The organism is Microbacterium zouquanmingi (assembly GCF_052266695.1).
GTDB lineage: Bacteria > Actinomycetota > Actinomycetes > Actinomycetales > Microbacteriaceae > Microbacterium.
Map to the genome: position 1 here is coordinate 168,524 of NZ_JBQPQZ010000006.1, position 25,438 is coordinate 193,961.

Annotated in this window: 17 protein-coding genes and 1 tRNA gene; 11 read left to right on the top strand and 7 right to left on the bottom strand. The window is 65.7% G+C overall.

Translation table 11 applies throughout. The annotated features are described in order from the left end of the window. Positions 1 to 68: 68 nt before the first annotated feature. Entirely contained in the window at positions 69 to 242 is a 174-nt protein-coding gene (locus ACTU6U_RS13670; RefSeq protein ID WP_443469668.1) for a CsbD family protein, read from the top strand. Positions 243 to 352: 110 nt separating this feature from the next. On the opposite strand, the gene rarD is transcribed toward ACTU6U_RS13670, so the two are convergent. Beyond that, positions 353 to 1,276, bottom strand: a complete 924-nt coding sequence (rarD, locus tag ACTU6U_RS13675) for an EamA family transporter RarD (RefSeq protein ID WP_443469766.1) — start codon at positions 1,274 to 1,276, stop codon at positions 353 to 355. Positions 1,277 to 1,300: 24 nt separating this feature from the next. After that, complete coding sequence (locus ACTU6U_RS13680; RefSeq protein WP_443469767.1) at positions 1,301 to 1,861, bottom strand: small multidrug efflux protein; 561 nt, start codon at positions 1,859 to 1,861, stop codon at positions 1,301 to 1,303. Positions 1,862 to 1,973: 112 nt separating this feature from the next. Here ACTU6U_RS13680 and ACTU6U_RS13685 point away from each other — a divergent pair, with 112 nt between their 5' ends. The 3 genes from ACTU6U_RS13685 (at position 1,974) to ACTU6U_RS13695 (ending at position 5,411) form a co-directional block, all read left to right on the top strand. Next, the gene (locus ACTU6U_RS13685; RefSeq protein ID WP_443469669.1) at positions 1,974 to 3,200 is read left to right on the top strand and encodes a sensor histidine kinase; all 1,227 of its coding nucleotides are present in this window, start codon (positions 1,974 to 1,976) and stop codon (positions 3,198 to 3,200) included. Further along, positions 3,197 to 3,799, top strand: a complete 603-nt coding sequence (locus ACTU6U_RS13690) for a response regulator (RefSeq protein ID WP_443469670.1) — start codon at positions 3,197 to 3,199, stop codon at positions 3,797 to 3,799. Before ACTU6U_RS13685 ends, ACTU6U_RS13690 begins: the two co-directional genes overlap by 4 nt. Before the next feature lie 241 nt (positions 3,800 to 4,040). After that, positions 4,041 to 5,411 carry a DUF2252 domain-containing protein gene (locus ACTU6U_RS13695; protein ID WP_443469671.1) on the top strand — a complete coding sequence of 457 codons (1,371 nt, stop codon included), beginning with the start codon at positions 4,041 to 4,043 and terminating at the stop codon, positions 5,409 to 5,411. An 18-nt stretch (positions 5,412 to 5,429) separates the two neighbouring features. Here ACTU6U_RS13695 and ACTU6U_RS13700 read toward each other — a convergent pair whose 3' ends face one another. Beyond that, positions 5,430 to 14,180, bottom strand: coding sequence for a metallophosphoesterase (locus ACTU6U_RS13700; RefSeq protein WP_443469672.1), 8,751 nt, complete (start codon positions 14,178 to 14,180; stop codon positions 5,430 to 5,432). 242 nt (positions 14,181 to 14,422) lie between these two features. Continuing rightward, positions 14,423 to 14,505, bottom strand: a tRNA-Leu gene (locus tag ACTU6U_RS13705). A 144-nt stretch (positions 14,506 to 14,649) separates the two neighbouring features. Here ACTU6U_RS13705 and ACTU6U_RS13710 point away from each other — a divergent pair. The 7 genes from ACTU6U_RS13710 to pknB are packed head-to-tail and all read left to right on the top strand — an operon-like array spanning position 14,650 to position 23,524. Next, positions 14,650 to 15,333, top strand: a complete 684-nt coding sequence (locus ACTU6U_RS13710) for an FHA domain-containing protein (protein WP_443469673.1) — start codon at positions 14,650 to 14,652, stop codon at positions 15,331 to 15,333. Beyond that, positions 15,330 to 15,845 carry an FHA domain-containing protein FhaB/FipA gene (locus ACTU6U_RS13715; RefSeq protein ID WP_443469674.1) on the top strand — a complete coding sequence of 172 codons (516 nt, stop codon included), beginning with the start codon at positions 15,330 to 15,332 and terminating at the stop codon, positions 15,843 to 15,845. Before ACTU6U_RS13710 ends, ACTU6U_RS13715 begins: the two co-directional genes overlap by 4 nt. A gap of 7 nt (positions 15,846 to 15,852) precedes the next feature. After that, entirely contained in the window at positions 15,853 to 17,202 is a 1,350-nt protein-coding gene (locus ACTU6U_RS13720) for a PP2C family protein-serine/threonine phosphatase (RefSeq protein ID WP_443469675.1), read from the top strand. Continuing rightward, positions 17,199 to 18,584 (top strand): FtsW/RodA/SpoVE family cell cycle protein, encoded by a 1,386-nt coding sequence (locus tag ACTU6U_RS13725; RefSeq protein ID WP_443469676.1) that lies wholly within the window; start codon positions 17,199 to 17,201, stop codon positions 18,582 to 18,584. Before ACTU6U_RS13720 ends, ACTU6U_RS13725 begins: the two co-directional genes overlap by 4 nt. Beyond that, a complete protein-coding gene (locus tag ACTU6U_RS13730) occupies positions 18,584 to 20,038 on the top strand; it encodes a penicillin-binding transpeptidase domain-containing protein (protein WP_443469677.1) in 1,455 nt (484 codons plus the stop codon). The genes ACTU6U_RS13725 and ACTU6U_RS13730 overlap by 1 nt, the downstream gene beginning before the upstream one ends. Then, on the top strand, positions 20,035 to 21,780 hold the full coding sequence (locus tag ACTU6U_RS13735) for a serine/threonine protein kinase (RefSeq protein ID WP_443469678.1): 1,746 nt from the start codon (positions 20,035 to 20,037) through the stop codon (positions 21,778 to 21,780). The genes ACTU6U_RS13730 and ACTU6U_RS13735 overlap by 4 nt, the downstream gene beginning before the upstream one ends. 49 nt (positions 21,781 to 21,829) lie before the next feature. After that, on the top strand, positions 21,830 to 23,524 hold the full coding sequence (pknB, locus tag ACTU6U_RS13740) for a Stk1 family PASTA domain-containing Ser/Thr kinase (protein ID WP_443469679.1): 1,695 nt from the start codon (positions 21,830 to 21,832) through the stop codon (positions 23,522 to 23,524). Positions 23,525 to 23,636: 112 nt separating this feature from the next. On the opposite strand, the gene pucL is transcribed toward pknB, so the two are convergent. From pucL to uraD, 3 genes are read right to left on the bottom strand one after another with little or no spacing between them, the layout of a single operon-like run. Next, on the bottom strand, positions 23,637 to 24,593 hold the full coding sequence (gene pucL / locus ACTU6U_RS13745; RefSeq protein WP_443469680.1) for a factor-independent urate hydroxylase: 957 nt from the start codon (positions 24,591 to 24,593) through the stop codon (positions 23,637 to 23,639). Positions 24,594 to 24,602: 9 nt separating this feature from the next. Continuing rightward, positions 24,603 to 24,944 (bottom strand): hydroxyisourate hydrolase, encoded by a 342-nt coding sequence (gene uraH, locus ACTU6U_RS13750; protein WP_443469681.1) that lies wholly within the window; start codon positions 24,942 to 24,944, stop codon positions 24,603 to 24,605. After that, entirely contained in the window at positions 24,941 to 25,438 is a 498-nt protein-coding gene (gene uraD, locus ACTU6U_RS13755; protein WP_443469768.1) for a 2-oxo-4-hydroxy-4-carboxy-5-ureidoimidazoline decarboxylase, read from the bottom strand. Before uraD ends, uraH begins: the two co-directional genes overlap by 4 nt.

Sequence of the window (25,438 nt, forward strand, 5' to 3'; positions counted from 1 at the left end):
CTTCGTCGTATCGAACAAGCGGTGTGAGGGTGAGGAACACGGATCCCGCCGACGAAAGGAATGGATCAATGGGCATCGGAGACAAGGCGAAGCACACCGCTGAGGACATGGCCGGTCACATGAAGGAAGCCGCCGGCAAGATGACCGACAACGAGAAGCTCGAGGCCGAGGGCAAGATGGATCAGGTCAAGGCCGACATGAAGAAGGCCGGCGACGACGTCAAGGACGCCTTCGACAAGTGATCTGAGCGTCGGATGAGACGGGGCTTGCCGCCACCTGCTGGTGCGCGGCAAGCCCCGTCTCGTCGTTCATCCTGTGTCGCCGCGGGGCTGACGGCTCGCGAGGCCGATGACTACAGCGGCGGCTCTTCGAGGTGCGCGCGCCGTCGGCGTCCGCCGCCGAGCCCGAGCAGCACCAGGGCGATCACGATCGGGGCGTAGACGAACGTGTCGGCGGTCGTCAGGATCTCGCCGAGAAGCAGTGAAGCTCCGAGCACCAGCAGCGGCTCGAGGTAGGAGAGCAGACCGAACAGTGACAGCGGCAGCAGACGAGAGGCGAGGATGTAGCAGATCATCGCCACCGCGCTCAGCGTCGCCATGATCAGCACCGTCGGCCATGCTGTCGGTATTCCGCGACCGGGGTGAGCCGTGTACGAGGTGACGATCACGATGATGGCCGGCACGGCGAGCAGAGCGATCTCGATGAGGAACACCTGCATCGAGTCGATGCTCGCCCACCGTCGCAGGGCGAAGTAGAGCGGATACAGACCGGCGATGATCAGCACGGGCCAGTTCACTCCCCCGGCGATCACCGCCTGTGCGAGGACGCCGACGGCGGCTGCGATCACCGCCGCCCACTGCAGAGCGTGCAGACGGTCGCGGAAGAACGCGCGCCCGACGACGACCATCACCAGCGGCAGCAGGAAGTAGCCGAACGCGATGTCCTGTGCATGCCCGTTGGCGGGCCCCCACATGAACACCCACAGCTGCACCCACATGATCGCCGTGTTCACGAGCACGATCACGATCAGCTTCGGGCTGCGCGCAATCCGTGACACCACGGTCTTGAGCTGTCTGCGGGCATGAGAAGAGGCGTGCACCACGCCGAGGGCCGCGAGGATGAACAGCACCCGCCAGGCCGTCGTCTCCTCGGACGAGAACCCGTCCAGGTGCCCGCCCAGCAGGCTGATGACGCCGAACAGGACCGACGCGAGGACGGATGCCGCGACGCCTCGGCCGGCGGATGAGAAGGGTGCAGTGCGAGAGATGATCTCAATCTAGCGGCGCGAGGCCCGTGGGCCTCAGACCGCGAAGTGCACGATGCTGCTGACCAGGATCGAAAGGCCCGTCGTCCAGCCGATGATCGCGACGGCCTGCCAGATGAGCACGCGCACGGTGCCGACACCGATCGCTGCGAGCATCGTGGCGGTGAACTGCGTGGGCAGCAGGAGAGGTCCGAGCAGGCTCACACCGGGGACGCCGTAGCGTTCCAGCGCGCGCTGGAACTTCTGCTTGCGAGCGGTCTTGCGTGCGCTCTCGTCTTCGACGTGGATGCTGTCAGCGGCAGCATCCGTTTTCTCGATGGCCGCGCCATCGGCGCCGACCAACGCCTTCGCACGGTGCCGGTTCACTACCGCGGCACGCGCTCGTGCGCTGAGCAGCACGAGGATCGCGACGCAGGCGAAGTTACCGGCGATCGCGGCGATGGCGGCGATGACCGGAGGGATTCCGCCGAGGATGCCGATGGTCGCAGCCCCCTCCCCCTCAATGAAGGGAACGGCCCCGGCGAGGGCGATGATGAGCGGCTGTACCAGCTCTGGCACCTGGGCGACAAGGTTCTGGAAGGTCTCGATGAGGTTCATGACTACAGTCCAGCCGAGCGGCCGGGATCCCAGAAGTGTCATGCTGTCACCTCTGTGCGGGCAGTTCGCATGGCCGATGGGTGACATCTGTCACGCCCATAGGCTGGAAGGCATGAGTGCTCTTCTGCCCGACTCCGCCCTGCCCGATGCGATCGGTGCGCGCCGGTTGAGTCAGGGCATCACGGCGACCTGGTGGTACACGGTCAGCGGCGTCATGGTCTTCCAGGTGATGATGGCGCTGATCTGGCTGACGGTGCTCGTCGGCAGGGACACCGATCCGCTGGTCGTCACGGTCGTCGGAGTCACCAGCCTCCTGTGGTGTGCAGCCAGCGTGCCCCTGCTGCTGCAGTATCGCCACCGCGATGACTCCGCCGCGCCGTTCGCGAACTGGCGCGGCGTCATCGTTCCGCTGGCAGTCGCTGTCGTCTTCGGAGTGCTGGCCGGCGTCCTCACCGGAATCTGGGTGTTCGGCGCACTTCCGATTGCACAATCGCTGATGCTGCTGAACTGGCCGCGCGGCATCCGCGTGCGACTGCTGATCGCTGTGATGGTGGTGCTGGGCACACTGTCGTTCATCGATCTGCGTACGTCGTTCACAGACGTGGATGTGCGCGAGAGCAGCGGCTGGTGGCTGTTCGCGTTCTTCGCCGTGATGCTCCCGGCGATGACCGTGATGTCGCTGTGGTGGTGGGATGTGCTTGTCACCCTTGACCGTGCGCGCGCCGCCGAGGCTCGTCTGGGCGCGACGCAGGAACGACTGCGGGTCGCGACGGACGTTCACGATCTGCAGGGGCATCATCTGCAAGTGATCGCCCTGCAGCTCGAACTCGCCGAGCGTCTGCTCGGAAAAGATGATCCGGATGCTGCGCTTGAACAGCTGAGACTCGCTCGCGCCAGCGTGGCTGACGCCCGCCAGGGCACGCGCGACCTCGCGATGCGTTTTCGCGGGGTGCCGTTGCCCGACGAGATCGCCAACGCCGTGGATCTCCTGCGTGCGGCAGGAACGACGGCGGATGCCGCGGTGTCTGCTGATGCGGCCGCGGCGTCGGCATCCGTTCTGGGTCCGGTCATCCGCGAGACGACCACCAACGTGCTGCGGCACGGCGGCGGCAAGTGGGCGCGATTGTCGCTGTCGCGACAGGGCGCCGCATGGCGATACGAGATCAGCAATGATGCGCCGCATGAGTCCGCGGATGCAGGCGACGGTTCGGGGCTCGAGGGAATCACGCGGCGTGTGACCGAAGCAGGCGGTGACGTGCACATGGACCGCGGCAAGGGAGAGTTCCACGTGATCGTGACGGTGCCCGATTCTGCGATCGGTGCGGAGGTCGGCCGATGATCCGCGTGCTGCTCGCCGATGATGAGGCGATGATCCGGTCGGCTCTGGCGGCGCTGCTGCGCCTCGAAGACGACATCGATGTGGTCGCAGAGTGCGCCGACGGGCTGCAGGCGGTGGCCCTCGCCGAGAAGCTTCAGCCCGATATCTGCCTTCTCGATCTCGAGATGCCTGGACTCGACGGCGTCGAGGTGGCCGAGCGGCTGAGGCGCACGAGCGCTGCGCGCTGCGTCGTCGTCACCCGGCATGCTCGCCCTGGCGTGCTGCGGCGAGCGCTGGCATCCGGTGTGGCGGGGTTCCTGCCGAAGTCTCGAGGTGCCGACGAAGTGGCGGAGGTCATCCGCCGCGTCGCGGCCGGCACGCGCTATGTCGACCCGGAGGTCGCTGCCGACGCGCTGAGCGACGAGCGCAGCCCGCTCACCGAACGTGAGCTCGACGTCCTGCGCGCTGGCCGCCGCGGCGAGACGACCGGTCAGATCGCCAGGGCCCTGTCACTCGCACCCGGAACCGTGCGCAACCACATCTCGGCCGTGCTCGCGAAGCTGCACGTCGCCACCCGACAGCAGGCCGTACTCATGGCCGAAGAGCGCGGCTGGATCTGAGCCGCGCGCCGGTCGCGCGGGATGCGTCAGCCGCCCGCGTTGGCAGCCTTTGGCTCGGCCGCGCGGGATGGATCTCGCGTCTAAAACGGCCGCGGGAGCGCCGCTTTCCATCCCGCGCGCCCGCCATCCCGGCATCCGCCGCCGCGCACCGGCACCCCGGCGCCCGCGATCCGCGCGCCTCTTGTCCGCGGCATCCGGGAGATATAGCTTTTGGGGAACCGGCGCAGAAGGGGCGATCGCGATGAATCACTCACTACCGAGCCTTCCGCCCAGTCGCGCGGAGCGCCGTGCGTCCGGAGAGAACCGTCGCAAGGCTCTCCCCCGCAGTTCGCTGGCTGCGATGGGCGATGCCGCACGTGATCCGCTGAGGATCATCGACGAGCAGAACGTGAACCGGCTTCAGGATCTCGTCCCGCTGCGCGCGGAGCGCATGGGCCAGAACCCGTTCACCTTCTACCGCGGCGGCGCAGCGATCATGGCGGCGGATCTTGCCGCTGAGCCGCACACCGGCATCCTGGTGCCATCCTGCGGCGACGCGCACGTCGCGAACTTCGGGTTCTATGCCTCCCCGCAGCGTACCCTCGTGTTCGACCTCAACGATTTCGATGAGGCCGCGTGGGCGCCGTGGGAATGGGATCTGAAGCGGCTGCTCGCAAGCGTGGTGATCGCCGGGCAGAGCACCGAACGTGACGAAGGTGTCGTAAGAGACGCCGTCCTCTCCGCGGTGACGACGTACGCGATTGCGATGCACGCGGCCGCCGAAGCCACTCCCCTGCAGAGATACTTCACCCACTTCGACGCCACGGTGGGTACCGCGAGCATGGACCCGAAGTCGCGCAAGGTGTTCAATCGTGCGATCAAACAGGCCAAGAAGCGCACCGGCGAGCGCGCCTCGCGCAAACTCACCCAGCGCGACGAGCACGGTGTGCTCCGTTTCGTCGCTACTCCCCCGACTATGGCGCCGGTGACAGACGAACTGCACGAGCGTCTCACCGACCTGATGCAGCGTTACCTGCTCACTGCAGGCGCCGACATCAACATGCTGCTGCGCCATTACACGGGGGTGGATGTCATCCGCCGCGTGGTCGGAGTCGGCAGCGTCGGTACGCGATGCGCGCTCTCGCTGTTCGAAGACGGAGACGGGAACTCGCTGATCCTGCAGTCGAAGCAGGCAGAGGAAAGCGTGCTCGCGCACTACGGCGGCATCGAGCAACCCGCCGAGCTGAAGGCTCTCATCGGTGCGTTCGGTCAGGGAGCTCGCGTGGTCGCAATGCAGCGCATTCTGCAAGCCGTCAGCGACCCCTTCCTCGGATCACTCACCCGCACGGAGGAGACGGTCGGCGAACTCGACCTCTATGTCAGGCAGTTCCATGACATGAAGGGCGGCATCGCCATCGAGGTCCTCGAAGACGGCCCGTTCGCCACGTATGCCCAGGCCTGCGCGATCACTCTCGCCCGAGCGCACGCACAGGCTCCCCAAGCCGCCGAGATCAGTGGATACCTCGGCACAGGAAAGACCGCAGGCAAAGCGCTCTTCGAATGGGCCAGGGCCTATGCCCAGCGCTCGCGCGACGACTACGAAGCGTTCGTGGCGCGGGGCGCTGGGCGATAAGGCGGGTCTACCTCGTTCTCACTCGACTCCGCCTCGGAATCGACGGAGGTACAGCAGGATGCCAGCAGCACCCAGCGCCAAGGCGAGTGCGATCATCACCCAGATGGCGAGCGCCGGCCCGGTGAGCGCCAGCGGGTCTCCGTCGGATCCGGACGGATCCGACGCCCCCGCCCCCTCACCGTCGCCCGACCCAGACGAACCGTCGCCGGCCCCTGGCCCTGTTCCTGGGTCGGTCCCAGGGTCGGTTCCCGGATCCGTCCCAGGGTCGGTTCCCGGATCCGTCCCAGGGTCCTGATCTGCTGTGACGACGAAACTGGCCGTCGCGCTGCGGGTGACGTGCCCGGCCCCATCCGTGAGCTCGACGTACCATTCGTGCGTGACGTCTGCCGGCACGACAATCGTCTCGATAGCAGCAGCCCGCTGCAGCGCGGTACGCATAGTCGCGTCTTCGGCGTTGATCCGGATCTCCGCGTGCTCTGCCCCTACGAGCGAAATCGGATCTCCGATGGCTGCGGGCACTCCGGTGGAGAGAGTCACCGCATCGGCTGACAGGGTCCGCGTCTGCGTACCTCCCAGATCGAGCTCGAGTACGAAGTTCTCCGAGTCGTCGCCGTGGAAACCGGGGACGACGTCCTCCGAGATCGGGGAGTGCCAGCGACCATCCGACGTCCATGACTCCAGCCATGGAGAGTAGGTGTTCACGTAGAGCAGCCCGTTCTCGGCGTCGACACTGAGGTTCTTGAGGAACTCATGTCCACCCCACGGCCGGGTCTGGTAATCCGTGAGGATTCCGTACGATCGCGTCCCGTGATCTGTCTCGCGAGCCGCCACGTAACTGCCCGAGTTGTGCCCGGCGAGGACGAGCGCCACGTTGGGGTACGGGTCAACGAGCAAGTCGTTGATCCGGGGATTGCTGTACGGGTCAGCCGCGTCACGCGCCTGCATGTAATCGTGCGTCGCAAGGATGATGGTGTGCTCTGGGTGCGCCTCGATCACGCCGCGCGCCCAGGCGATCCCCGGATCATCGTCGGTGTTCGCCGACCAATAGCTCAGCGACAAGAAGAGCAGGTTCGCCCCATCGATCTCGGCGGTGTAGAACGAGTTGTCGATGTCGTAGCTGTCCCCGAATGTGAACGGGGTTCCTTCCAGACCGTCCTTCATCCGGTCCATCGGGAAGTACTTCTCCAGCATCAGTCGCCCGTTGCGCTCCTCCGAGTAGTCGTGGTTACCCCACGACACCATCAGCGGAATGCCCGCTTCCTCGAGAAGTCGTGCCGACGGTTCGGCCGCCTTCCACTGATACTCATCATCCAAGTACTCTCGGTTCACCCAGTCGCCCGCATGCACGACGAGTTCGGTCTTGCGCTCATCCGCGTTGTCGACGATGTGCTCGAACATGTCCGTCATCATCCATGGCGTCGACTCCGTGTAGAGCTGAGTGTCGGGCACGTGGTTGAATGCCCAGTCGAAGTCCGAAGCATCCGGATGCTGCTCGTAGACGCGCTCACCTCCCCACGGCTCTTCGACGAGGCCGCGCCAGATCAACATGTCGATCGTTCGCTCCGGTCCGACCGCGTTCTCCGCCGCAGTGGCATCGACATCGAGCTGAATCTGCGCTCCTGAAGCATCCGACGCGGAGTCCTTGAGGATCCAACGGGCCGCTCCGTGGTCCCACACCCATGCCGAGACGCGTCGGTCATCCCCGGTGCCCGACCATGTGAGGTGAAACTTGGGCTGGGTGGCCTGCTCCTCCGAAAGAGCGACCGTATAGATCTGGAACGGGTTCGCGTCCATTCCTACCGTCGTCGGCAGATAGTCCGCGGCTGGTTCACCCGAAGCAGGGGTGAGAGCCGTCGGCACACGATCTTCGGTCGATCCCACTCTGACCGAAGTGTTCTCTTCAACGAGCGGGACAGCCGCACTGGTGAAGAACTGGGCATCGACCGGCTCCCGGTTATCCGCCTGCGGCGTAGCTCGGAGCGTGACGCCACCCGCCGCTGCGCTCTGCTCAAGTCGCGGCGCGAGCGGAGCGACGGTGTCAGAGATCGTGAGCACGATCTCGTCGACAGCCGGCTGCTTCCCTCGTACGGACGCGCTGAAAATGACGGCCTGCTCGCCGAGCGCATACACCGGCGCTTCGATCTCGAACTCCCCGGCATCGACGCTCTCGCGATACATCTCCTCGCCGGCGACCTCCACGCGCACAGTTGCCCGCTCGCTCAGCACGCCCGTGAACGTGGTGTTACCGGCCTCGATCACCGTGCCGTCACGCGGACTGCCGAGCGCGATGACGAGTGCGTCTTCATCCTTCGCCGTGCGCTCACCGTATGCGATCGCGTCGCCGAAGTAGTTGTCGTATCGGAAGGCTTCGAACTCCGGTACGAACGGAATGCCAGCGATCTGCACCTCATCGATGTTGCCGCGGAACGGCGATACCGCCCGCGCGTTATCGCTATGGAAGTCGCCGATCGTGGTCGATACACCGAAGTCGGACAAGGTCGGCCGCTTCTCCGCCATGACCTCGCTCTGCTGCACTCCGTCGACGAACACCGCGTACGTCATGCCGTCGTAGTGCTGCGTGACGAGGTGCGGTTTGCCGTCGGCGGGCACGGTCGCGCCGAAGATCGAGCTCCCCAGGCGCGCAGACACGCTACCGCCCGCGGCGTCAACCGCCTGCACGAAGGCAGAGTCGTCTTCACCGAGACGTCCCTTGGTCACGACACCGGCAAGACCGGACATGGCTTCGAGGTCCTCAGGTGTGAACGAGTAGATTCCGCTGACCGAGAGGTTCGCGAATCCGCCTCCGAGGTCGCCTGCGTAGTCGAGCCGCGCCCCGTCGAATCGGCTTTCACGCGTGCCTTGATCCGTGACCTGCGCGCGCAAGTCACTGCCCGAGAGAGTTCCGGTGGCGTTTCCTGTCGAGTCCACACGCTTGCCGCCGGCTGCGAGATCGCCCGCGAAGTGCTCTACGAGGGCGTAGCCGCCGCTCCAGACATCCGTCGGGTCATTGTTCTCGGAGCCACCTCCGAAGTAGGCCCACACGACGGGGGCGCTGAGCCGCGCCAACTCTGGCAGCTTCACCCACACGGTCGAGACCGCTCCGGGCTTCCAGTGCTCCACCTCGAATGACAGTGGCACTGCGTTCGCATCGGTGAAAGCGATCTCATCGGCCTTCACATCCGGAGTGTCGACCAGCGTGAGCCGGACCGGGACATCCGTGAAGTCGCGCTTGGTGTCATTGCGCACAGTGATCGGCTGACGCTCAGTCGCCTCAGCATCCGCCCACGCGACCGTGCTGCCGTCAGTGTTGGCCAGGCCCTGGATCTCGCGCAGACGTTGCTCTGCTGCCTCGAGCCTCGCGATGTCGAGGACGCCGTGTTGCGCGGACGTGAGGGCATTGACTGCCGCGCGCACATCACCGATCCGCTCGGCGTGCACAGCGCTGACCTGCTCGACCTCTGGCAGTTCGGCGATCTGTGCGGCGACCTTCTCGACCTGGCGATCGATGCCGAACCCTTCGACCCGGCGAGGGCTGCCGCCATCGGTGATGTGGAATGTCTCGACAGTCAGTCGGTCGGCAGTGACATCGACAGAGCTGAATGTCTGCGCGTTGGGCCCCTGACGCGGAGTACCCAGACGATCGAACAGCCCGAGGTAGGCCTCCAGGTCGAACAGCTCTGACTCCGCGACCTGTGAGTAGCGCTTCGCGCCCGCCTTGTTCGGTGTGAAGTACAGCGTCCCATCGGGAGAGACGGAATACTCGATGCGCACGCCGTTGACGACCTCAGTGAAGACGGTCGTTTCCACGGGCTCGGCAGCCATCGCATCATCCGGCGACGACGCGAGCACCTTGGTGCGGGAGAAATAGTGGTCATGCCCCTGCAGCACCAGATCCACGTCGAGCTCATCGATCACCGGAACCAGCTTCTGGCGCAGCGCGTGCACGTCAGCGTCATTGACGTGGCTCGCGGCGGTGTAAACGCCCTTGTGCATGACGAGGATGAGCCACTCGGCACCACTGATACGCGCCGTGTGTGCGTCCTCCTTCAGCCAGTCCAGCTGGGCGTCCGAAATGGCCTGCCCGGCATCCTCGTTCGTGTTCAGCACCATGAAGTGCGCGTTGTTGTACGTGTACGAGTAGTACGCGCCGGTGGTGGTGTCCTGCCCGTTCGGATGCTCGAGCGTGAAGTGGTCGACGAACGCGCTCTGCGTGTCTTCGTGGTTGCCCGCCGCCGGGGCGATGGTGGTGCGCAGCAGTCCGTCCTGCGACGTATCGAGCAGATCGATCCAGTCCCGTTCGATGTGTCCGTCCTGCACGACATCGCCGTTGTGGACGACGAACTCCGCGTCGGGAACGGAGTCGAGCGCCTTGCGCAGAGTGGCGGCCGAGAGCTCCGCTTCCTGGCTCGCCTTCGCCTGCGTGTCCGTGAGGTTGATGAAGCTGAAGTCGCCCTCGCCAGCGGGGGTTTCGAACGTTCCGGTGCCGCTCCACAGGCCCGTGTTCGAATCGCCGACCCGGTAGTAGTAGGTGTTCCCCGGCTCGAGCCCGGTCGCGACCGCCTGGTAGACGCTCTCACCGCTGGCGGTCTTGCGGACCTCGGCATCCGTCTGCACGCGCGTGCTCGATGCGAACCCGCGGTCGGTGCTCACAATGACCTGGGGCGCGTCGGTATCAGCGAGCTGGTACCAGGAGAACCCGCGCTGCGTCTGGGGATCGCCCGCGAAGGTCGTGGTGATGCGGTTGGGCATCTGCTCAGGCAGCAAGTGCTTCACGAAAGCACGACGATCGGTCGGGTCCCACCGCCAGCCGTCCATGAAGTCCCACTCGAGCCCGTCGTAGGTGCCCCGGTCCATGAGCGTGGAGAGGGTTGCATCGTCACCGTGTCGGCCTCGCTCCCCCGGCCCCGTAACGGTGCCGCCGGCGACGTCGATCTGCTCGGATGCGATGTTGCGCAGGGCCTCGCCCGCCGATGCCCCGACGACCCGTCCGGCGAACTCATCGCCGCTCTGCGGGTGTGAAACGGTGCCCGCGAGCACGACGTTCCGTGACACCGTGCTGGCTTCCGCGCTCGTTCCGACCACAAGCGCGGCGCCCGAAGTCTCGCCGGTCGCGGTGACGGAGCCTGCCACGAGGTTCTCGCTGACATCGGCGCCTGCGCCTGCGGTGCCGATGATGACAGCCGGTGACAAAGCCGTCACATCAGCGGTGATGTCATTCGTCGTGACGCGAGCATATGAGGCCATCGCCACCAGGCCAGCAGCCGTCTGGGAGTTCGGCGCGTTGATGGTCGTCTTCGTCATCGTCGTGCTTTCGACGACGGCCGGGCGATCCGCCGTGCCCGTCGCGCTCACGACCAGGCCAGATGCTGCGGCACCGTCCTCGGGTGCGACCGTCACGCCTCGAAGGGTGAGGCCACGCACCGTACCGGACAGGTCACGGATGAAGCCGAGCGACGTCGAGGTCGCGCTGGGCGCGTAAACGATATTCGAGATCGTGTGACCGTGACCGTCGAACGTGCCGGAGAAGGTGTCGAGTCCCACGAACGGTGCGTGATCGACGAAATCGAGATCACCGGTGAGCATGACGTGCACGGGCCCGCGGAGGGTGGGGTCGCCATTGTTGGAGCCATTGGCGAGGAACTCCAGGTCTTCGATCCCGCGCACTTCGAACGGCGTGCTCTCCGTGCCGGCGCCGAACAGATAGGCACGCTCGGGAACAGGATGCTGCAGCACATCGTCCCAGCGCCAGGCCGAGCTGAAGTCCCAGCCGAGCCCTTCGTAGGTGGACTTCATCGCAAGATCGGTGGCTGGCACGGATGTTCCGTGCATGTTCGCCTCCCCCGGCGACGACGGAATCTTCCCTGCGACGCGGATCCCCTCGTCTGCGAGGTTGTTCTCCATGACGTACCCGGGGCTGCGGTGGACCGCCGCTACGCGACCCGGGGCCACGTCGGTGCGACCACCGCGATAGGCCACCTCACCGCCGATCAAGACGTTCTCAGAGAAAGTGGACACGGGTCCTTCGGAGTAGCCGCCCTGGTACGCGACAACCATGGCACCGTATGCACGAGCACCACCCGACTCGACGTGGGCGCGGACGAGGTTGTTGCGCACCTCGATCCCGAACCGGGCATAGCCGACGAGCGCTGCGGGATAGCGAGCGCTGTCGTAAGTGCCGGTCACCCAGTTGTTCGTGATGCGGACGCCGTCCTGCGCGTCGGCCACGAGGCCAGCGACGTACGCGTTTCCCGTCTGGAGGTTGGCGCCGAGCACGGCGTTTCCATCAAGAACCGTTCCGTCGCGCGCATCGAGCGCGATTCCCGCGAGCCTGACGTCCGCGGGATCGCGGACCGCGAGCCCATCGATCGTGAGGTTCTTCACCGTCGCACCCCGCAGGGTCCGGAACATCGCCAGCCCGTCCTGCGACCCAGGGGCCCAGGTGATGTTGTAGATCTTGTGACCCGCGCCGTCGAATACGCCGCTGAACAGGTTGATTCCCGTGAAACCCCCACCCGCGAAGTCGATGTTCGCTGTCAACCGGAAGTTCCGCGCGGCGTACGTGCTGGCATCCTCATTGATCGCATCCTGTGCACGCACAAGGTGGTCGGCCGAAGCGATCTGGTACGGATCGCTCGGCGTGCCGACGCCCTCAAGTCCGTCAAGCGTGATCGGGTCCGGTTCGGCCTCGGGAAGAGGGACGATCGGCGTCGTGGTCGCGCCCGAAAGCACAGGCACTGGATGCTGCGATGCGTCGTCCCAGCGCCAATGGCTGTCGAAATTCCATCCGAGAGCCTCGTACGTCTCGCGCTTCGACAGCTCGGCGTACGACGTGTCGGTGCCGTGCATGTTCTGCTCGCCAGGCCCTTCGACCTGCACACCCGCCAGGGTCACTGCGGTGTTCGCGAGGTTGCCGTCGATCACGAACCCCGGCGTCCTCGGCATGGCAATCACGCGTCCGAGTTGAATGCCCGTACCGCCGTTGTCGTAGGTGACCATGCCGGAGTGCACGACGTTCCCGGTGATCAGGGTGTCGCCAGCGCCCGCAGACATCGCACCTGCATACGAGAGCACCATGCCACCGTGTGCACGAGCACCGCGGGAGTGAACGATCGCTTCGACGAGGTTGCGAGTGATCTGCACGTCGTTGTGCGCGTAGCCGACGACTGCTCCCGGGTAACGTGCGCTGGCGAACGTGCCATGCACGTGGTTGTCGGTCACGACGGTGCCGGACTTCGCATCGGCGACGATGCCCGCGGTGTACTGGTGCCCTGACAGCAGGTCCGCGTTGCGCACGGAGTTGCCTTCCAAGCGCGCACCGTTCTCGGCGAGCACAGCGATGCCAGCGACGCGCGCACTGGCCTTGTTGTGCACCGTCAGCCCATCGATGGCCAGATCGCGCACGGTTCCCCCATCGAGAACGCGGAACAGACCGCGCTCGTCAGTGGACCCGGCACCGTAAGTGATGTTCGTGAGTACGTGTCCTGCACCGTCGAAGACTCCGGAGAACAGGTCGATACCCGGAAATTCGTTCCCGCCGTAGTCGATGTCCGCTGCGAGCACGACGTGCGCGCTCTGGTAGGAATCCGGCTCGCTGTTGATCGCCGTCGCTACCGAATCGAGGTTCGCGGCGGTATGGATCTGAAGCGGGGCCTCTTCTGAGCCATCTCCGGTGACACCGGAGATCGGTCCCTCGGGGAGTGACTCGAAGGCTCCCGGGATGGGGTGACTCAGGACGGAATCCCAGCGCCACGGGCTGGAGAAGTCCCAGCCGAGCGACTCATACGTGGCTTGGACGGCAAGGTCGTCGGCTGAGGTGGCAGTGCCGTTCTTATTGAACGGACCTGGGCCTTCCGGTGCCTGACCATCTAAGAGAACGCCGTCATTCACGAGGTTGTTCTCGGTGAGGAATCCTGCCTCACGCGGGCGCGAGAACACTCGGCCCATCTCCACTTCGTCGCCCCCGCTGGCGATCTTCACTGATCCGCCGAGAACGACGTTCTCCGCGATCCGGGTGACCGGATTCAGCTGCGAGTTCGCGTTACCGGCGTACGCGGCGACCATCCCACCGAATGCACCAGCACCGGTGGTCGCGATGTCGACCCGCACGAGGTTCTTCGTGATCTCCACGCTCTTGCGCACATACCCGGCGATGCCCGCTGGATAGCGGGCACTCGTCACCGACGCATCCACACGGTTTCCGGTGATCACGGTGTCGGTGTCGGCGGTCGCAGCGATACCGCCCGCGTAGTCGTGCCCCGTCGAGAGCACGGCACCGCGGACCGCGCTGCCCTCCACTCGAGCGCCGTTGATCGCATCGACAGCGATGCCCGCCACGCGCTGTCCGTCGTCGCTCTGACCCACTACCCCGTCGAGACCGAGATCATGAATGACACCGCCGTCAAGCGCACGAACGAGGGCGAGTTCGGTGCTCGCGGAACTGGGGACGTAGACGATATCGCTGATGGTGAAGCCTGCGCCGTCGAGGACTCCCGTGAACCGGTCGATTCCAGCGAAAGCACGACCCTCGTAGGCGATGTCTGCGGTCAGCTGGTAGTACGCACCGGCATACGCATCTGCATCCGCGTTGATTGCTGACGCCATTGCGTCGAGTTCTCCCGCCGACCCGATGAGGTAGGGCACGTCAGCGGTACCATCACCGCCGACTCCCTCCAAAGGCCCAGCGGCGTAAGCCGGTACGACCGGTGCCGCGATGAGCGCGCCGACGAGGAGGACAGCAGCGGTAGGACGCAGCAAAGACTGAAATGACACGGAGTTTCCCTCGGGATGCCGATTCCGACGAGTCCGCGCCAGGAATCGGGGTGCTGGGAAAACGCGCGGACGTCATCGAACCAACCAGCACCGGATGACTCAGCCGTGACCGGAAGGTGAACGCGCGAGATCCTGCTGTTTCCTTAGAAGAAGCTCCGATGGTGTATCGCGCGCGCATCCGTCATGCGGGCACGAAGAAGCCCCCGAATCTGGAACCCAGATCGGGGGCTTTTCACTCGCTGTGCGCGAGGGGGGACTTGAACCCCCACGTCCATAAGGACACTGGCACCTGAAGCCAGCGCGTCTACCATTCCGCCACTCGCGCGAGCGTCTTGCTCCGAAGAACTCAACTTCACGAGGATATCACGCGATTTCATCCGTCAAGAACGCCACAAGAGGACTCCGGAACGGCACACGTCCAGGTCACCTGGCTACGATATGTCTACCACCGCCATGCCAGAGGAGCCCAGTGGGACTACTTGACAGCTTTGAGAAGGGTCTTGAGCGCGCCGTCAACGGTGCGTTCGCCAAGACCTTCCGCAGCGGCATCCAGCCGGTGGAGATCGCGTCCGCTCTGCGCCGCGAGGCCGACATCAAGGCCGCCGTCGTCAGCCGCGACCGCATCATCGCTCCGAACAGCTACCTGGTGCGTCTGAGCTCCGATGATCTGGATCGGATGCGCGGGCTCGGCGGCGCATTGACTGACGAACTGCATGCGCTTCTCACCAAGCACGCGAAGTCCCAGGGGTACAGCTTCGCCGGCCCGCTCTCGATCGCGCTCGAAGCCGACGAGAAGGTCGCGACCGGCACTGTGCGCGTGGGCTCCGGCACCGCCGAAGGCCGCGTCAGCTGGCAGGCAGTGGTCGACGTCGACGGGCGTCGCCACCCCATCACCAAGGCGCGGACTGTCATCGGCCGCGGCGGCGACGCCGACATCACCATTTCGGATGCCGGATCCAGCCGCAAGCACGTCGAGATCCTCTGGGACGGCGAGCGCGCCATGATGCGCGACCTCGGCTCGACCAACGGCACGAAGGTGAGCGGGGAGAAGGTGCGCGAAGCGCCGCTGCCCACTGACACCACGATCACGATCGGCCGCACAGACCTCGTGTTCCGTGTGATCGCCGTCGCGGCCAACGGAGGCGCACGATGAGTGAACTCGTCCTCCTGCTGCTGCGCATCGGCTTCCTGGTGCTGCTGTGGTTCTTCGTCTTCGGCGTCGTCTACTCTCTTCGCGCCGACCTGTTCGGCGTGAAGGTGCGAAAGCTCCCGGCCGGAGCATCCGCCGGCGCCCCCGCGGCTGCGGCCCCGACCCGCGATGCGAAACCCAAGGCCGCACCCAAGAACGGTTCCCCCGCCACGACCTCCAGCGTGTCGAAGCTCGTCATCACCTCTGGTCCGAAAGCCGGCCTCGAACTGCCCCTGGGGCACGAATCGATGACCATCGGCCGCTCGAGCGAATCCGCGCTCGTCATCCGCGACGACTACACGTCCAGTCACCATGCCCGCCTGCTGCTGGTGCGCGGCGACAACTGGGCGATCCAGGACCTCGACTCGACGAACGGAACCTTCCTCGCCGGCAAGCGCCTCGGCAGCGCTCCGGCATCGATCAGTGTCGGCGACGCCGTCAAGGTCGGCGCCACGACCTTCGAGCTGCGAGCCTGAAGCCGGCATGGTCTTCGAAGGATCCGCATCCGCGATCTCCCACACCGGGAAGGTCCGGTCCAACAACCAGGACTCCGGTTATGCCGGTGCGAACCTCTTCGTGGTCGCCGACGGCATGGGCGGTCACGCCGGTGGAGACGTGGCGTCCAGCATCGCCATCCACCAGCTCGAGCAGCTCGATCAGGCATTCGCATCGACCGATGACGCGCAGGCCGAGCTCCAGGCCTCAGTCACCACCGCGGCGGGCGACCTCATCCGCGCGGCGAAAGAGCGGCCAGAGCTCGCGGGCCTGGGCACCACGGTCAGCGCGATCGTCATGGTCGACGACCACGCCGTCATCGGTCACATCGGCGATTCGCGCATCTACCTCTACCGCGACGACGAGCTGACGCAGATCACCGCCGACCACACCTTCGTGCAGCGCCTCGTCGATTCCGGACGCATCACTCCAGAAGAAGCCAGGTACCATCCCCGCCGCTCGGTGCTCATGCGCGTGCTCAGTGACATGGACAACGACCCCGAGCTCGACCTCTTCGTCATGCCGACGCTCCCCGGCGACCGCTGGCTGCTCTGCTCGGACGGGCTCTCCGGCGTCGTCGACGAAGCACACATCCTCAAGGCGATGCGTCTGGACCTCACGCCGGGACGCACGGCCGACAACCTGCTCAAGCAGGCTCTCGACGGCGGTGCACCAGACAACGTCACCATCGTGATCGTGGAGACCGGTGGTCACCACCCGCTCTCCTCCGGCACGCCGACCATCGTCGGTGCCGCGTCCACCCCCTCGGGCGTCCTCATCCCGCCGGCGCGCGCGGTCCGCACCAGCTGGCTGCATCCGGTCCGTCAGGCCGCGAACGATCCTTCGCACTTCGAACCGGCCGCCGACTACCTCGAAGAGCTCATCGAAGAAGATCGCCGGCGCGCGAAACGTCGCCGAGCCGGATGGATCGCTGCCCTCGTCATCGTCGTGCTCGCTCTCGCGGGCGGCGGCTTCCTCGCCTACAACTGGACGCAGACCCGCTACTTCGTGGGTGCCGATGAAGACAGCGTCGTGATCTTCCAGGGCGTGCAGCAGAACATCGGACCGATCTCGCTCTCCACCGAGATCGAAGACACCGGCATCCTGCTCGCGAACCTCCCGCCGTACCAACGCGCGTCTGTCGAGCGCACGATCAATGCCCGCTCGCTTTCTGACGCGCAGGCGATCGTCGACCGTCTGCGCGCGGGTGAAGAGGCGGTCACCGGCGAGATCTCGTCGACGCCCACTCCCACGCCTCCACCTCTGGCCCCGACGCCGGTGCCGACGTCGACTCCGCAGGGCGCTGCGCACGAAACGGATGTCGAGGTGATCGGATGACCACCGACGTCGTCGCCGATACCGCTGTCGTCAAAGCGCTCAAGCGGATGCGACTGCCCCAGACTCAGCGCAACCGTGAGTTCTGGCTCCTGCTGTTCGCCTGCGCCATCAGCGGTGCAGCCCTCGCGCTGGTGCAGCTGGGCGCGCTCGGCTTCATCGACCCGTTCATCCTCTTCATCGGCGGCGGCCTCGCGGTGCTCGTCTTCGCATTGCACATCGTGCTGCGGTTCGTCGCATCTGATGCTGACCCGTTCGTTGTGCCCATCGCGACGCTCCTCACCGGTCTCGGCATCGCGATGATCTACCGCATCGACATCGCCAAGAACTACACCGGCTGGACGGCATACTCGACCAAGCAGCTCGCCTGGACGGCGATTTCGCTGGCTGGGGCCATCGTCGTCGTCATCGTGCTGCGCAACTACCGGATCCTGTTCCGGTACACCTACCTGTTCGGCCTTGCCGGCATCCTGCTGCTGCTATTGCCGTTCGTCCCGGGCCTGGGGGCCACTGGCGCGAACGCCGACGTCTGGGTCTCGATCGGCGGGATGTTCGCGTTCCAGCCCGGCGAGATCGCCAAGATCTGCCTTGCGATCTTCTTCGCGGGCTACCTCGTGCGCACCCGTGAGAGCCTGACGTCCGTCGGCAAGCGATTCCTCGGGATCACCTGGCCGCGGATGCGCGAGCTCGGCCCGGTCATCGTCGTCTGGGTCCTCTCGCTCGGAATCATCGTGTCCCAGCGCGACCTCGGCACCGGCATGCTCATCTTCGGCCTCTTCATCGCGATGCTCTACGTCGCCACCGGCAAGACCAGCTGGGTGCTCATCGGTCTCGCGATGGTCGCGGCCGGAGTGCTGGTCGCCACGCAGATCCTCGCCTACGTGCAGGGGCGTTTCACGAACTGGCTGGATGCTTTCAATCCCGAGATCATCGACGCACAGGGCGGCAGCTTCCAGCTCGTGCAGGGCATCTTCGGCCTCGCGCACGGTGGTCTCATCGGCACCGGCCTCGGCCAGGGCCGCCCGCAGATCACGCCGCTGGCGCAGAGCGACTACATCATCCCGAGCCTCGGCGAAGAGCTCGGACTCATCGGGCTGTTCGCCATTCTCTGCCTGTACATGGTCTTCGTCAGCCGCGGTCTGCGCATCGGTGTCGCAGGGCAGGATGACTTCGGCAAGCTCCTCGCAACCGGCCTGTCGTTCACGATCGCCCTGCAGGTGTTCATCATGGTCGGCGGCGTCACCCGCGTCATCCCGCTCACCGGCCTCACAACGCCGTTCCTGGCCGCCGGTGGATCGTCATTGGTCGCCAACTGGCTGATCGTCGCTCTGCTGCTGCGCATCTCCGACGGCGTGCGCCGCCAGCCTCGGGTGGTGATCGGCTGATGACGAAAGAAATGCGCCGGCTCAGCATCGTGATGCTGTTCATGTTCCTCTCGCTGTTCGTGGCGACCAGCTGGATCCAGGTCGTGCAGGCCGACAGCCTCGCGCAGTCCGAGCGCAACACGCGGTCACTGCTGGACAGCTACGAGATCCAGCGCGGGTCGATCATCGTCGATGGCATGCCGATCGCGACCTCAGTGCCGACGAACGACGAGTTCCAGTATCAGCGCGTGTACGCCGATTCGCCGATGTGGTCGGATGTGACCGGTTACTTCAACCCCGCGCTGCAGTCGTCTACCGGGATCGAGCGCGCGTTGAACGCCGAACTCTCGGGCACCGGCGCCGGCGCGTTCCTCTCCGAGATCGAACGCATCGTCTCGGGTCAGCCACAGACCGGCTTCAGCGTCGAACTGACCCTGGATGCCGCCGCTCAGCGCGCCGCGTATGAAGCGTTCGGCGAACTGGAAGGCGCGGCCGTCGCGATAGAACCGGCCACTGGTCGAGTCCTGGCGATGGTCTCCACTCCTGGCTACGACGCGAACCAGATCGCCGTCCACAGTGCGAACGAGGCCGATGCGGCGTACAACGCCCTCGACGAGCTCAAGCCGAATCCGCTCATCAACGCCGCGACGAACCAGACCAGCCCTCCCGGATCGACCTTCAAGGTCCTCGTCGCCGCTGCCGCGTACGCCACCGGAGAGTGGACGCCAGAGTCGACCCTCCCGAACCCGGCCCGATACACCCTCCCCGGCTCCACCGCACAGGTGTCGAACGCCTGGGGCGGCACGTGCGGCGATGGACCGACCGTGACGATCGCCGATGCGGTCAAGCTCAGCTGCAACATCCCGATGGCAGAGCTGGCAGTCGAACTCGGCAGCCAGGAGATCTTCAAGATGGCTGAGAAGTTCGGCTTCAATCAGGAGTTCGAGACGCCGCTGACGACGGCAGCCTCCAGCTACCCGCGCGTGCTCGACGATGCGCAGACGGCCCTGACCGGTTTCGGTCAGGGTAAGGTCACCGCCACCGCCCTTCAGGTCGCGATGATCTCTGCAGGGCTCGCCAACGACGGAGTGGTGATGAAACCCCAGCTGGTGGATGCCGTGATCGGCAACGACCTCTCGACGGTGCGCGAATACCCGAACGAGGAGTTCGGCCGTGCGACTGAGGCTGATGTTGCGGACGATGTCACGAAATCCATGGTGGCAAGCGTCAGGGATGGCGCGGCACAAGGTGCAAGAATAGACGGAATCGACGTTGCCGGTAAGACGGGAACGGCCGAGAACGACGGCGATGAGCCATACACGTTATGGTTCACCGGCTTTGCACCTGCGGACGATCCGCAGGTTGCAGTGGCGGTCGTCGTCCAGAACGGCGGCGGTATGGGACAGTCGGGATCCGGTGACACGCTCGCCGCCCCGATCGCGAAGAAGATCATTGAGGCGGTGCTTAACAGATGAGGCCGACGCAGGGTGTGTCGTTCGGTGGTCGATACGAGCTCCAGTCGCGTATTGCGATCGGTGGCATGGGTGAGGTCTGGGAAGCGACCGACCATGTCATCGGGCGAACCGTCGCCATCAAGATCCTCAAGGACGAGTACATGGGGGATCCTGGCTTCCTCGAGCGCTTCCGCGCCGAAGCCAGGCACGCCGCTCTCGTCAACCACGAGGGCATCGCGAGTGTGTTCGACTACGGCGAGGAGAACGGCAGCGCCTTCCTCGTCATGGAGCTCGTTCCGGGCGAGGCCCTCTCCACGATCATCGAGCGCGATGGCTCACTGAGCGCCGACAAGACGCTCGACATCGTCGCTCAGACGGCATCGGCATTGCAGGCGGCGCACGCCGCAGGCCTCGTGCACCGCGACATCAAGCCGGGAAACCTGCTGATCACCCCGGACGGCCGCGTCAAGATCACTGACTTCGGCATCGCCCGCATCGCCGACCAGGTGCCGCTGACGGCCACTGGTCAGGTCATGGGAACGGTGCAGTACCTCTCCCCCGAGCAGGCATCGGGTCATCCGGCATCCCCCGCGACCGACACGTACTCGCTGGGAATCGTCGCGTACGAATGCCTCGCAGGCAAGCGTCCCTTCACGGGTGAGTCGCAGGTCGCGATCGCGATGGCGCAGATCAATGAGCAGCCTCCGCCGCTGCCGCCGACCGTGCCGATCCCCGTGCAGAACCTCGTCATGGCGATGATCGCGAAGAAGCCGGCCGACCGGCCGTCATCGGCTGCGACCGTCGCACGTGCTGCGCAGGCCCTGCGCCGTGGCGACCTGAACTCCGCCGCGATCGCGGTTCCCGCCATCGCAACCGGCGGAGTCGCCGGCGATGACGCCACGCGTCTTCTCACAACCGGAGACGACGGCGCCACGCGCATCCTGCCGACGACCGCTCAGGTGCCCACCGATGAGGTCGCTGAAGAGGACGGCAAGAAGAAGCGCAGCGCGTGGACCTGGCCGTTGATCGCGTTGATCGTACTGCTGGTGCTCGTGCTGGGCGGAACGCTCTTCGCGCTTCTGAACCCTGGCAGCCCTGACGCCGATCAGACGTCCACTTCCGCGCCGGCCACGAGCGCGAAACCGTCGGCGAAGCCGACGACGAACACACCCACGCCCGAGGCGACGCGCGTCAGCGTCGACGCACTGGGCCTGGTGGGTCTCAGCTGTGACGATGCCATCGCGAAGGCCACTGCGGCTGGGCTCGCGCCAGTGTGCCAGACCGGTTCGACGGCAGCTCCCTCCGACGACAAGGTCGGCACTGTCGAGTCGGTGAACCCGCGCGGTGACCTCGAGCAGGGTGCATCCATCACGCTCACGCTCTTCGCAGACCGTGTGCAGATCGGCGCACCGCAGAACGCTCCGACCATCACGGGCGACCCCATCACGGGCACAACTGTGACGCTGAACTGGACGAACTTCACCTGCCCGAGCGGCACGGGAAATCTCAGCGGCTACAAGGTGAGCATCACGAACGCGACCTTCACCGATGGCAGCACCGCGCGCACCTTCGACCCAGGCACCCGCAGCGCGGACATCACGCTCGGCGGCGCAGGGCTACAGGCCACGGCAACGTACACCGCACTGTGCTCCGGCGGCGGCGCTGACCAGCGCGAGTCGGGTGTCTCCCCGCAGATGTCGGTCACCATCACCCCGGGTCAGCCCACTCCCGACAATGGCGGTAACGAAGAAGACGCGGGCTGACCTTACCTTTACGTAGTCCACACCATCGTCATTCCAGGGGGAAAGCACTGTGTCTGAAGAGTCGCGCATCATCGCTGAGCGATACCGCGTTGGTGAACTCATCGGCCATGGCGGAATGGCGAAGGTCTATCGCGGCTACGACATGACGCTCGGGCGCGACGTCGCCATCAAGATCCTCGACCCGGATCTCGCCCGCGATACCGCGTTCCGCACGCGCTTTCGGATGGAGGCGCAGGCTGCTTCACGCATGTCGCATCCGTCGATCGTGCGCGTTTTCGATGCGGGAGACCCGTCGACCTCCGGCAGCGCGGGCGCTGCCAGCGAGCCGTACATCATCATGGAGCTCGTCAGCGGTCGGCTTCTGAAAGACATCATCGCCGAGGGCCCCGTCCCCGCCGACGACGCGATCAGGTACGTCGACGGCATCCTCGAAGCGCTCGACTACTCGCACCGCGCCGGAGTCGTCCATCGCGACATCAAGCCCGGCAACGTCATGGTCACCGACAGGGGCCAGGTCAAGGTCATGGACTTCGGCATCGCACGCGCGGTGTCGGATTCGTCGTCGACAGTGGCCGAGACGACGCAGATCCTAGGAACAGCCGCATACTTCTCGCCTGAGCAGGCCAAGGGCGAGCCGGTGGATGCCAGGACCGATGTGTACTCGACAGGCGTGGTGCTCTACGAACTGCTCACCGGCCGTCAGCCGTTCCGCGGCGAGTCCCCGGTCGCTGTCGCGTACCAGCACGTGAGCGAAGCACCCCTGCCGCCGACCGAGGTCAATGAGGATGCACCGCGAGCACTCGATCCGATCGTGCTGCGTGCGCTGGCGAAGGATCCTTACCAGCGGTACCCGGATGCCGCGAGCTTCCGTCTCGCGCTCGACTCAGCCATGTCGGGCAAGGCGCCGACCAAGAAGGAACTCGGAGCTCTCACCAGCGAGCTCTACGGCCCGAGCCCGCGCCAGGCCCAGGAGACGGCCCGCTCGCTGCGGCAGCTCAGCACCGATACGACGATGACGCGCACGCAGTCCGGTCCGCCCGTGGCGTGGATCTGGGCGGGTGTCGCGCTGCTGGCAGTCCTGCTCGTCTCGGTCCTGCTGTGGGTGCTGATGATGCCGCGCGGCGAACAGGCACCTGCAGACGCCAGGCTCGTGCCCGACCTCGTCGATGTGTCGTACGAGCGCGCGCAGGATGAGCTGCTCGATCTGGATCTGCAGTCGGCGATCGTCTACGAGTCGAGTGCCGACGTCACGCAGGACAACGTGATCCGCACCGACCCGGTAGCGGGACAGTCTGTGAAGATCGGCCAGCGGGTGACGCTGTACGTGTCCACCGGAGCCGAAACCGTCGAGGTGCCGTCTCTCGTAGGCCTCTCCCAGGCCGCGGCCAAGCAGGCGCTCACCGACGTCGGTCTGGAGCTCGGCAGTGTGACTCCGCGGAATGATCCGGCAAGTCAGGCCGACACCGTCCTCGAGGTCACGAACGTGAAGGAGGGCGCCAAAGTCGCCCCCAAGACCGTCGTGAATCTCGTCGTCGCTAGCGGGCGGGTCACCCTTCCGGATGTGACGGGGTGGACAGTGGATGCCGCCGTCGCGAAGCTCGAAGAGCTCGGACTGAACGCGATCAAGACGGAGTCGGCGGACTGCCCGGCCACGAACCCGGCGACTGTGTCGTCGATGTCCGCGGCGCCGGGCGACGTCAACGTGCACTCCGACGTCGAGCTGCGGTACTGCACCGGCGCGTAGCCCGTGCGTTCGTGAGCGCAGCGATGGGAGAAGGATTTCCCGGGTGGAACAACCGCTGAACCCGTGAGATCCTTCTCCCATCCGCATGAGGCGCCGCGCGCGACGCCCGCGCTCAGCAGAGCGGCGAGACGGCCTCCCAGATGTGCTCGGCGGGAGCCTCGTCCTCGCGCGTCACGGATGCCTCGATGAGCCCGTAGGGGCGGTCCGCGGCGAAGAAGACCTCATTCGGGTTGTCGAGCCCGAAGGGTGCGAGGTCCACGATGAAGTGATGCTTGTTCGGCATCGACATGCGGATCTCTGCGATCTCAGGGTGACCCTCGAGCACCGCGCGACCCATGTCGAAGAGCGTGGCCTGAAGCGCAGCCGAGTAACGCGCCGCGAACTCGGCGAGCAGAATCCGCTTGACGTCTTCGTACACCGCATTGAAATCGACGTCGCGCGCGCCTTCGGTGAAGCGCCAGCGCGCAGCGATGTCGGTCGACATGATGCGGTCACTGGTCTCGGGCAGAGTTGTGTAAGGGTCCTTCGGGTACCCCTGGAAGCCGGACTCGGTGCTCTTGAGCACCGTGAGGTCCTTGAGTCCTGACACGATGTGGCGCTCGTCGCCGACGCCGACGACGAGCGCGGTGCGCACCTCCTGATTGCTGCGCACGAACGAGTGATCGTGCTCGCGACCGTCGACCTCGATGCGGTTCCAGTCGTAGCTCTCGGCAGCCCAGCGGCCGCCCTTGACCCAGTCGAACGAGCCGATGAAGTGATCTGACAGTCGCAGCAGGAACTTCTCGGGCGATCCGATCCCCTCGCGGGCGAGCGCGTAGATGGTGTTCTTCTGCGTGTCCGTGGCGACGCAGTGGCCGTTGTCGCCCTCGAGGTGCACGGCCTCGAAATCGCCGCGCAGCTGCGAGGTCACGTTGAGGTCCTCGATCTCGTGCCGGGGGCTGTCGCGGGTGATCTTGACGAGGCGCACCTCGGCCTTGCCGTACTGGTTAGGGCCAAGGACGATGCGGCTCGATGCCGTGGTTCCGGTGCCTGCCTCAGTCGGAGCAGGGGCGATCAGGGTGTCAGACATGTGCGGTACTCAACTTCCTCGGTAAGTGGAATAGGCGAACGGGCTCAGCAGAAGCGGCACGTGGTAGTGCGGCCGTTCCTCATCGACGAGGAACGTGAGCAGAGCCTCAGGGAAAAAGGTCGGGGTGTCACTGGCAGCGAAGTACGCACCGGTGTCGAAACGCAACCGGTAGATGCCTGCGTCGAGCCGCTCGGGGCCGAGCCGCTTCGCACGGCCGTCGGCATCGGTCACCGCCTCGGCGATGACCGACCACTGGCCTGCCTTCTCGGCGAACAGTTGCACTTCGATGCCGGGAGCGGGAACCCCCTGCACGGCGTCGAGCACATGCGTAGTGATGTGGGAGACAGTCATGCGGTGATGACTCCTTTCAATCGGAGCAGCGCGATCTCGCGCAGCTGCCCGGCGACGACGCGCTCTTCCTCGTCGCCGGTGTGTGTGAGACGGGTCCGAAGCGTCGTGAGGATCTCCGCGGCCGAGCGCCCAGCCGCACGGATAAGGAAAACGCGGCCGAAACGCTCCTCGTAGGCGTGATTTCCTTCTCGCAGAGCCTGCTGCACCGCGACATCCGCCGGGTCAACGCCAGCCTGCTCGGATCGCGACATCGACGCTTCGCGCGAGTCGCCGTCGGCGCGTTCGCCGATGCGCGGGTGGTGGGCGAGTGCGGCCTCGACCTCATCGCTGCGGAACGGCGACGCCACCTCCGCTGCGGATGACACGAGCGCGTCGATCGACGCGAAAGGACGTTGATCGACGATGCCCTCGCACCACCGCGTCACATCGACGCAGGGACGCAGCACCGCGATCGCCGCCTCGCGATCCGCCGTGTTGAACTCTGCAAGCTCCAT

What these genes read in the sequence shown, in the direction of transcription:
- ACTU6U_RS13725 (WP_443469676.1), top strand. Translation starts at nt 17,199, where the DNA reads ATGACCACCGACGTCGTCGCCGATACCGCTGTCGTCAAAGCGCTCAAG.
- ACTU6U_RS13720 (WP_443469675.1), top strand. Translation starts at nt 15,853, where the DNA reads ATGGTCTTCGAAGGATCCGCATCCGCGATCTCCCACACCGGGAAGGTC.
- ACTU6U_RS13685 (WP_443469669.1), top strand. Translation starts at nt 1,974, where the DNA reads ATGAGTGCTCTTCTGCCCGACTCCGCCCTGCCCGATGCGATCGGTGCG.
- ACTU6U_RS13670 (WP_443469668.1), top strand. Translation starts at nt 69, where the DNA reads ATGGGCATCGGAGACAAGGCGAAGCACACCGCTGAGGACATGGCCGGT.
- ACTU6U_RS13690 (WP_443469670.1), top strand. Translation starts at nt 3,197, where the DNA reads ATGATCCGCGTGCTGCTCGCCGATGATGAGGCGATGATCCGGTCGGCT.
- ACTU6U_RS13735 (WP_443469678.1), top strand. Translation starts at nt 20,035, where the DNA reads ATGAGGCCGACGCAGGGTGTGTCGTTCGGTGGTCGATACGAGCTCCAG.
- ACTU6U_RS13680 (WP_443469767.1), bottom strand. Translation starts at nt 1,861, where the DNA reads ATGAACCTCATCGAGACCTTCCAGAACCTTGTCGCCCAGGTGCCAGAG.
- uraH (WP_443469681.1), bottom strand. Translation starts at nt 24,944, where the DNA reads ATGACTGTCTCCCACATCACTACGCATGTGCTCGACGCCGTGCAGGGG.
- ACTU6U_RS13715 (WP_443469674.1), top strand. Translation starts at nt 15,330, where the DNA reads ATGAGTGAACTCGTCCTCCTGCTGCTGCGCATCGGCTTCCTGGTGCTG.
- pucL (WP_443469680.1), bottom strand. Translation starts at nt 24,593, where the DNA reads ATGTCTGACACCCTGATCGCCCCTGCTCCGACTGAGGCAGGCACCGGA.
- ACTU6U_RS13695 (WP_443469671.1), top strand. Translation starts at nt 4,041, where the DNA reads ATGAATCACTCACTACCGAGCCTTCCGCCCAGTCGCGCGGAGCGCCGT.
- uraD (WP_443469768.1), bottom strand. Translation starts at nt 25,438, where the DNA reads ATGGAGCTTGCAGAGTTCAACACGGCGGATCGCGAGGCGGCGATCGCG.
- ACTU6U_RS13730 (WP_443469677.1), top strand. Translation starts at nt 18,584, where the DNA reads ATGACGAAAGAAATGCGCCGGCTCAGCATCGTGATGCTGTTCATGTTC.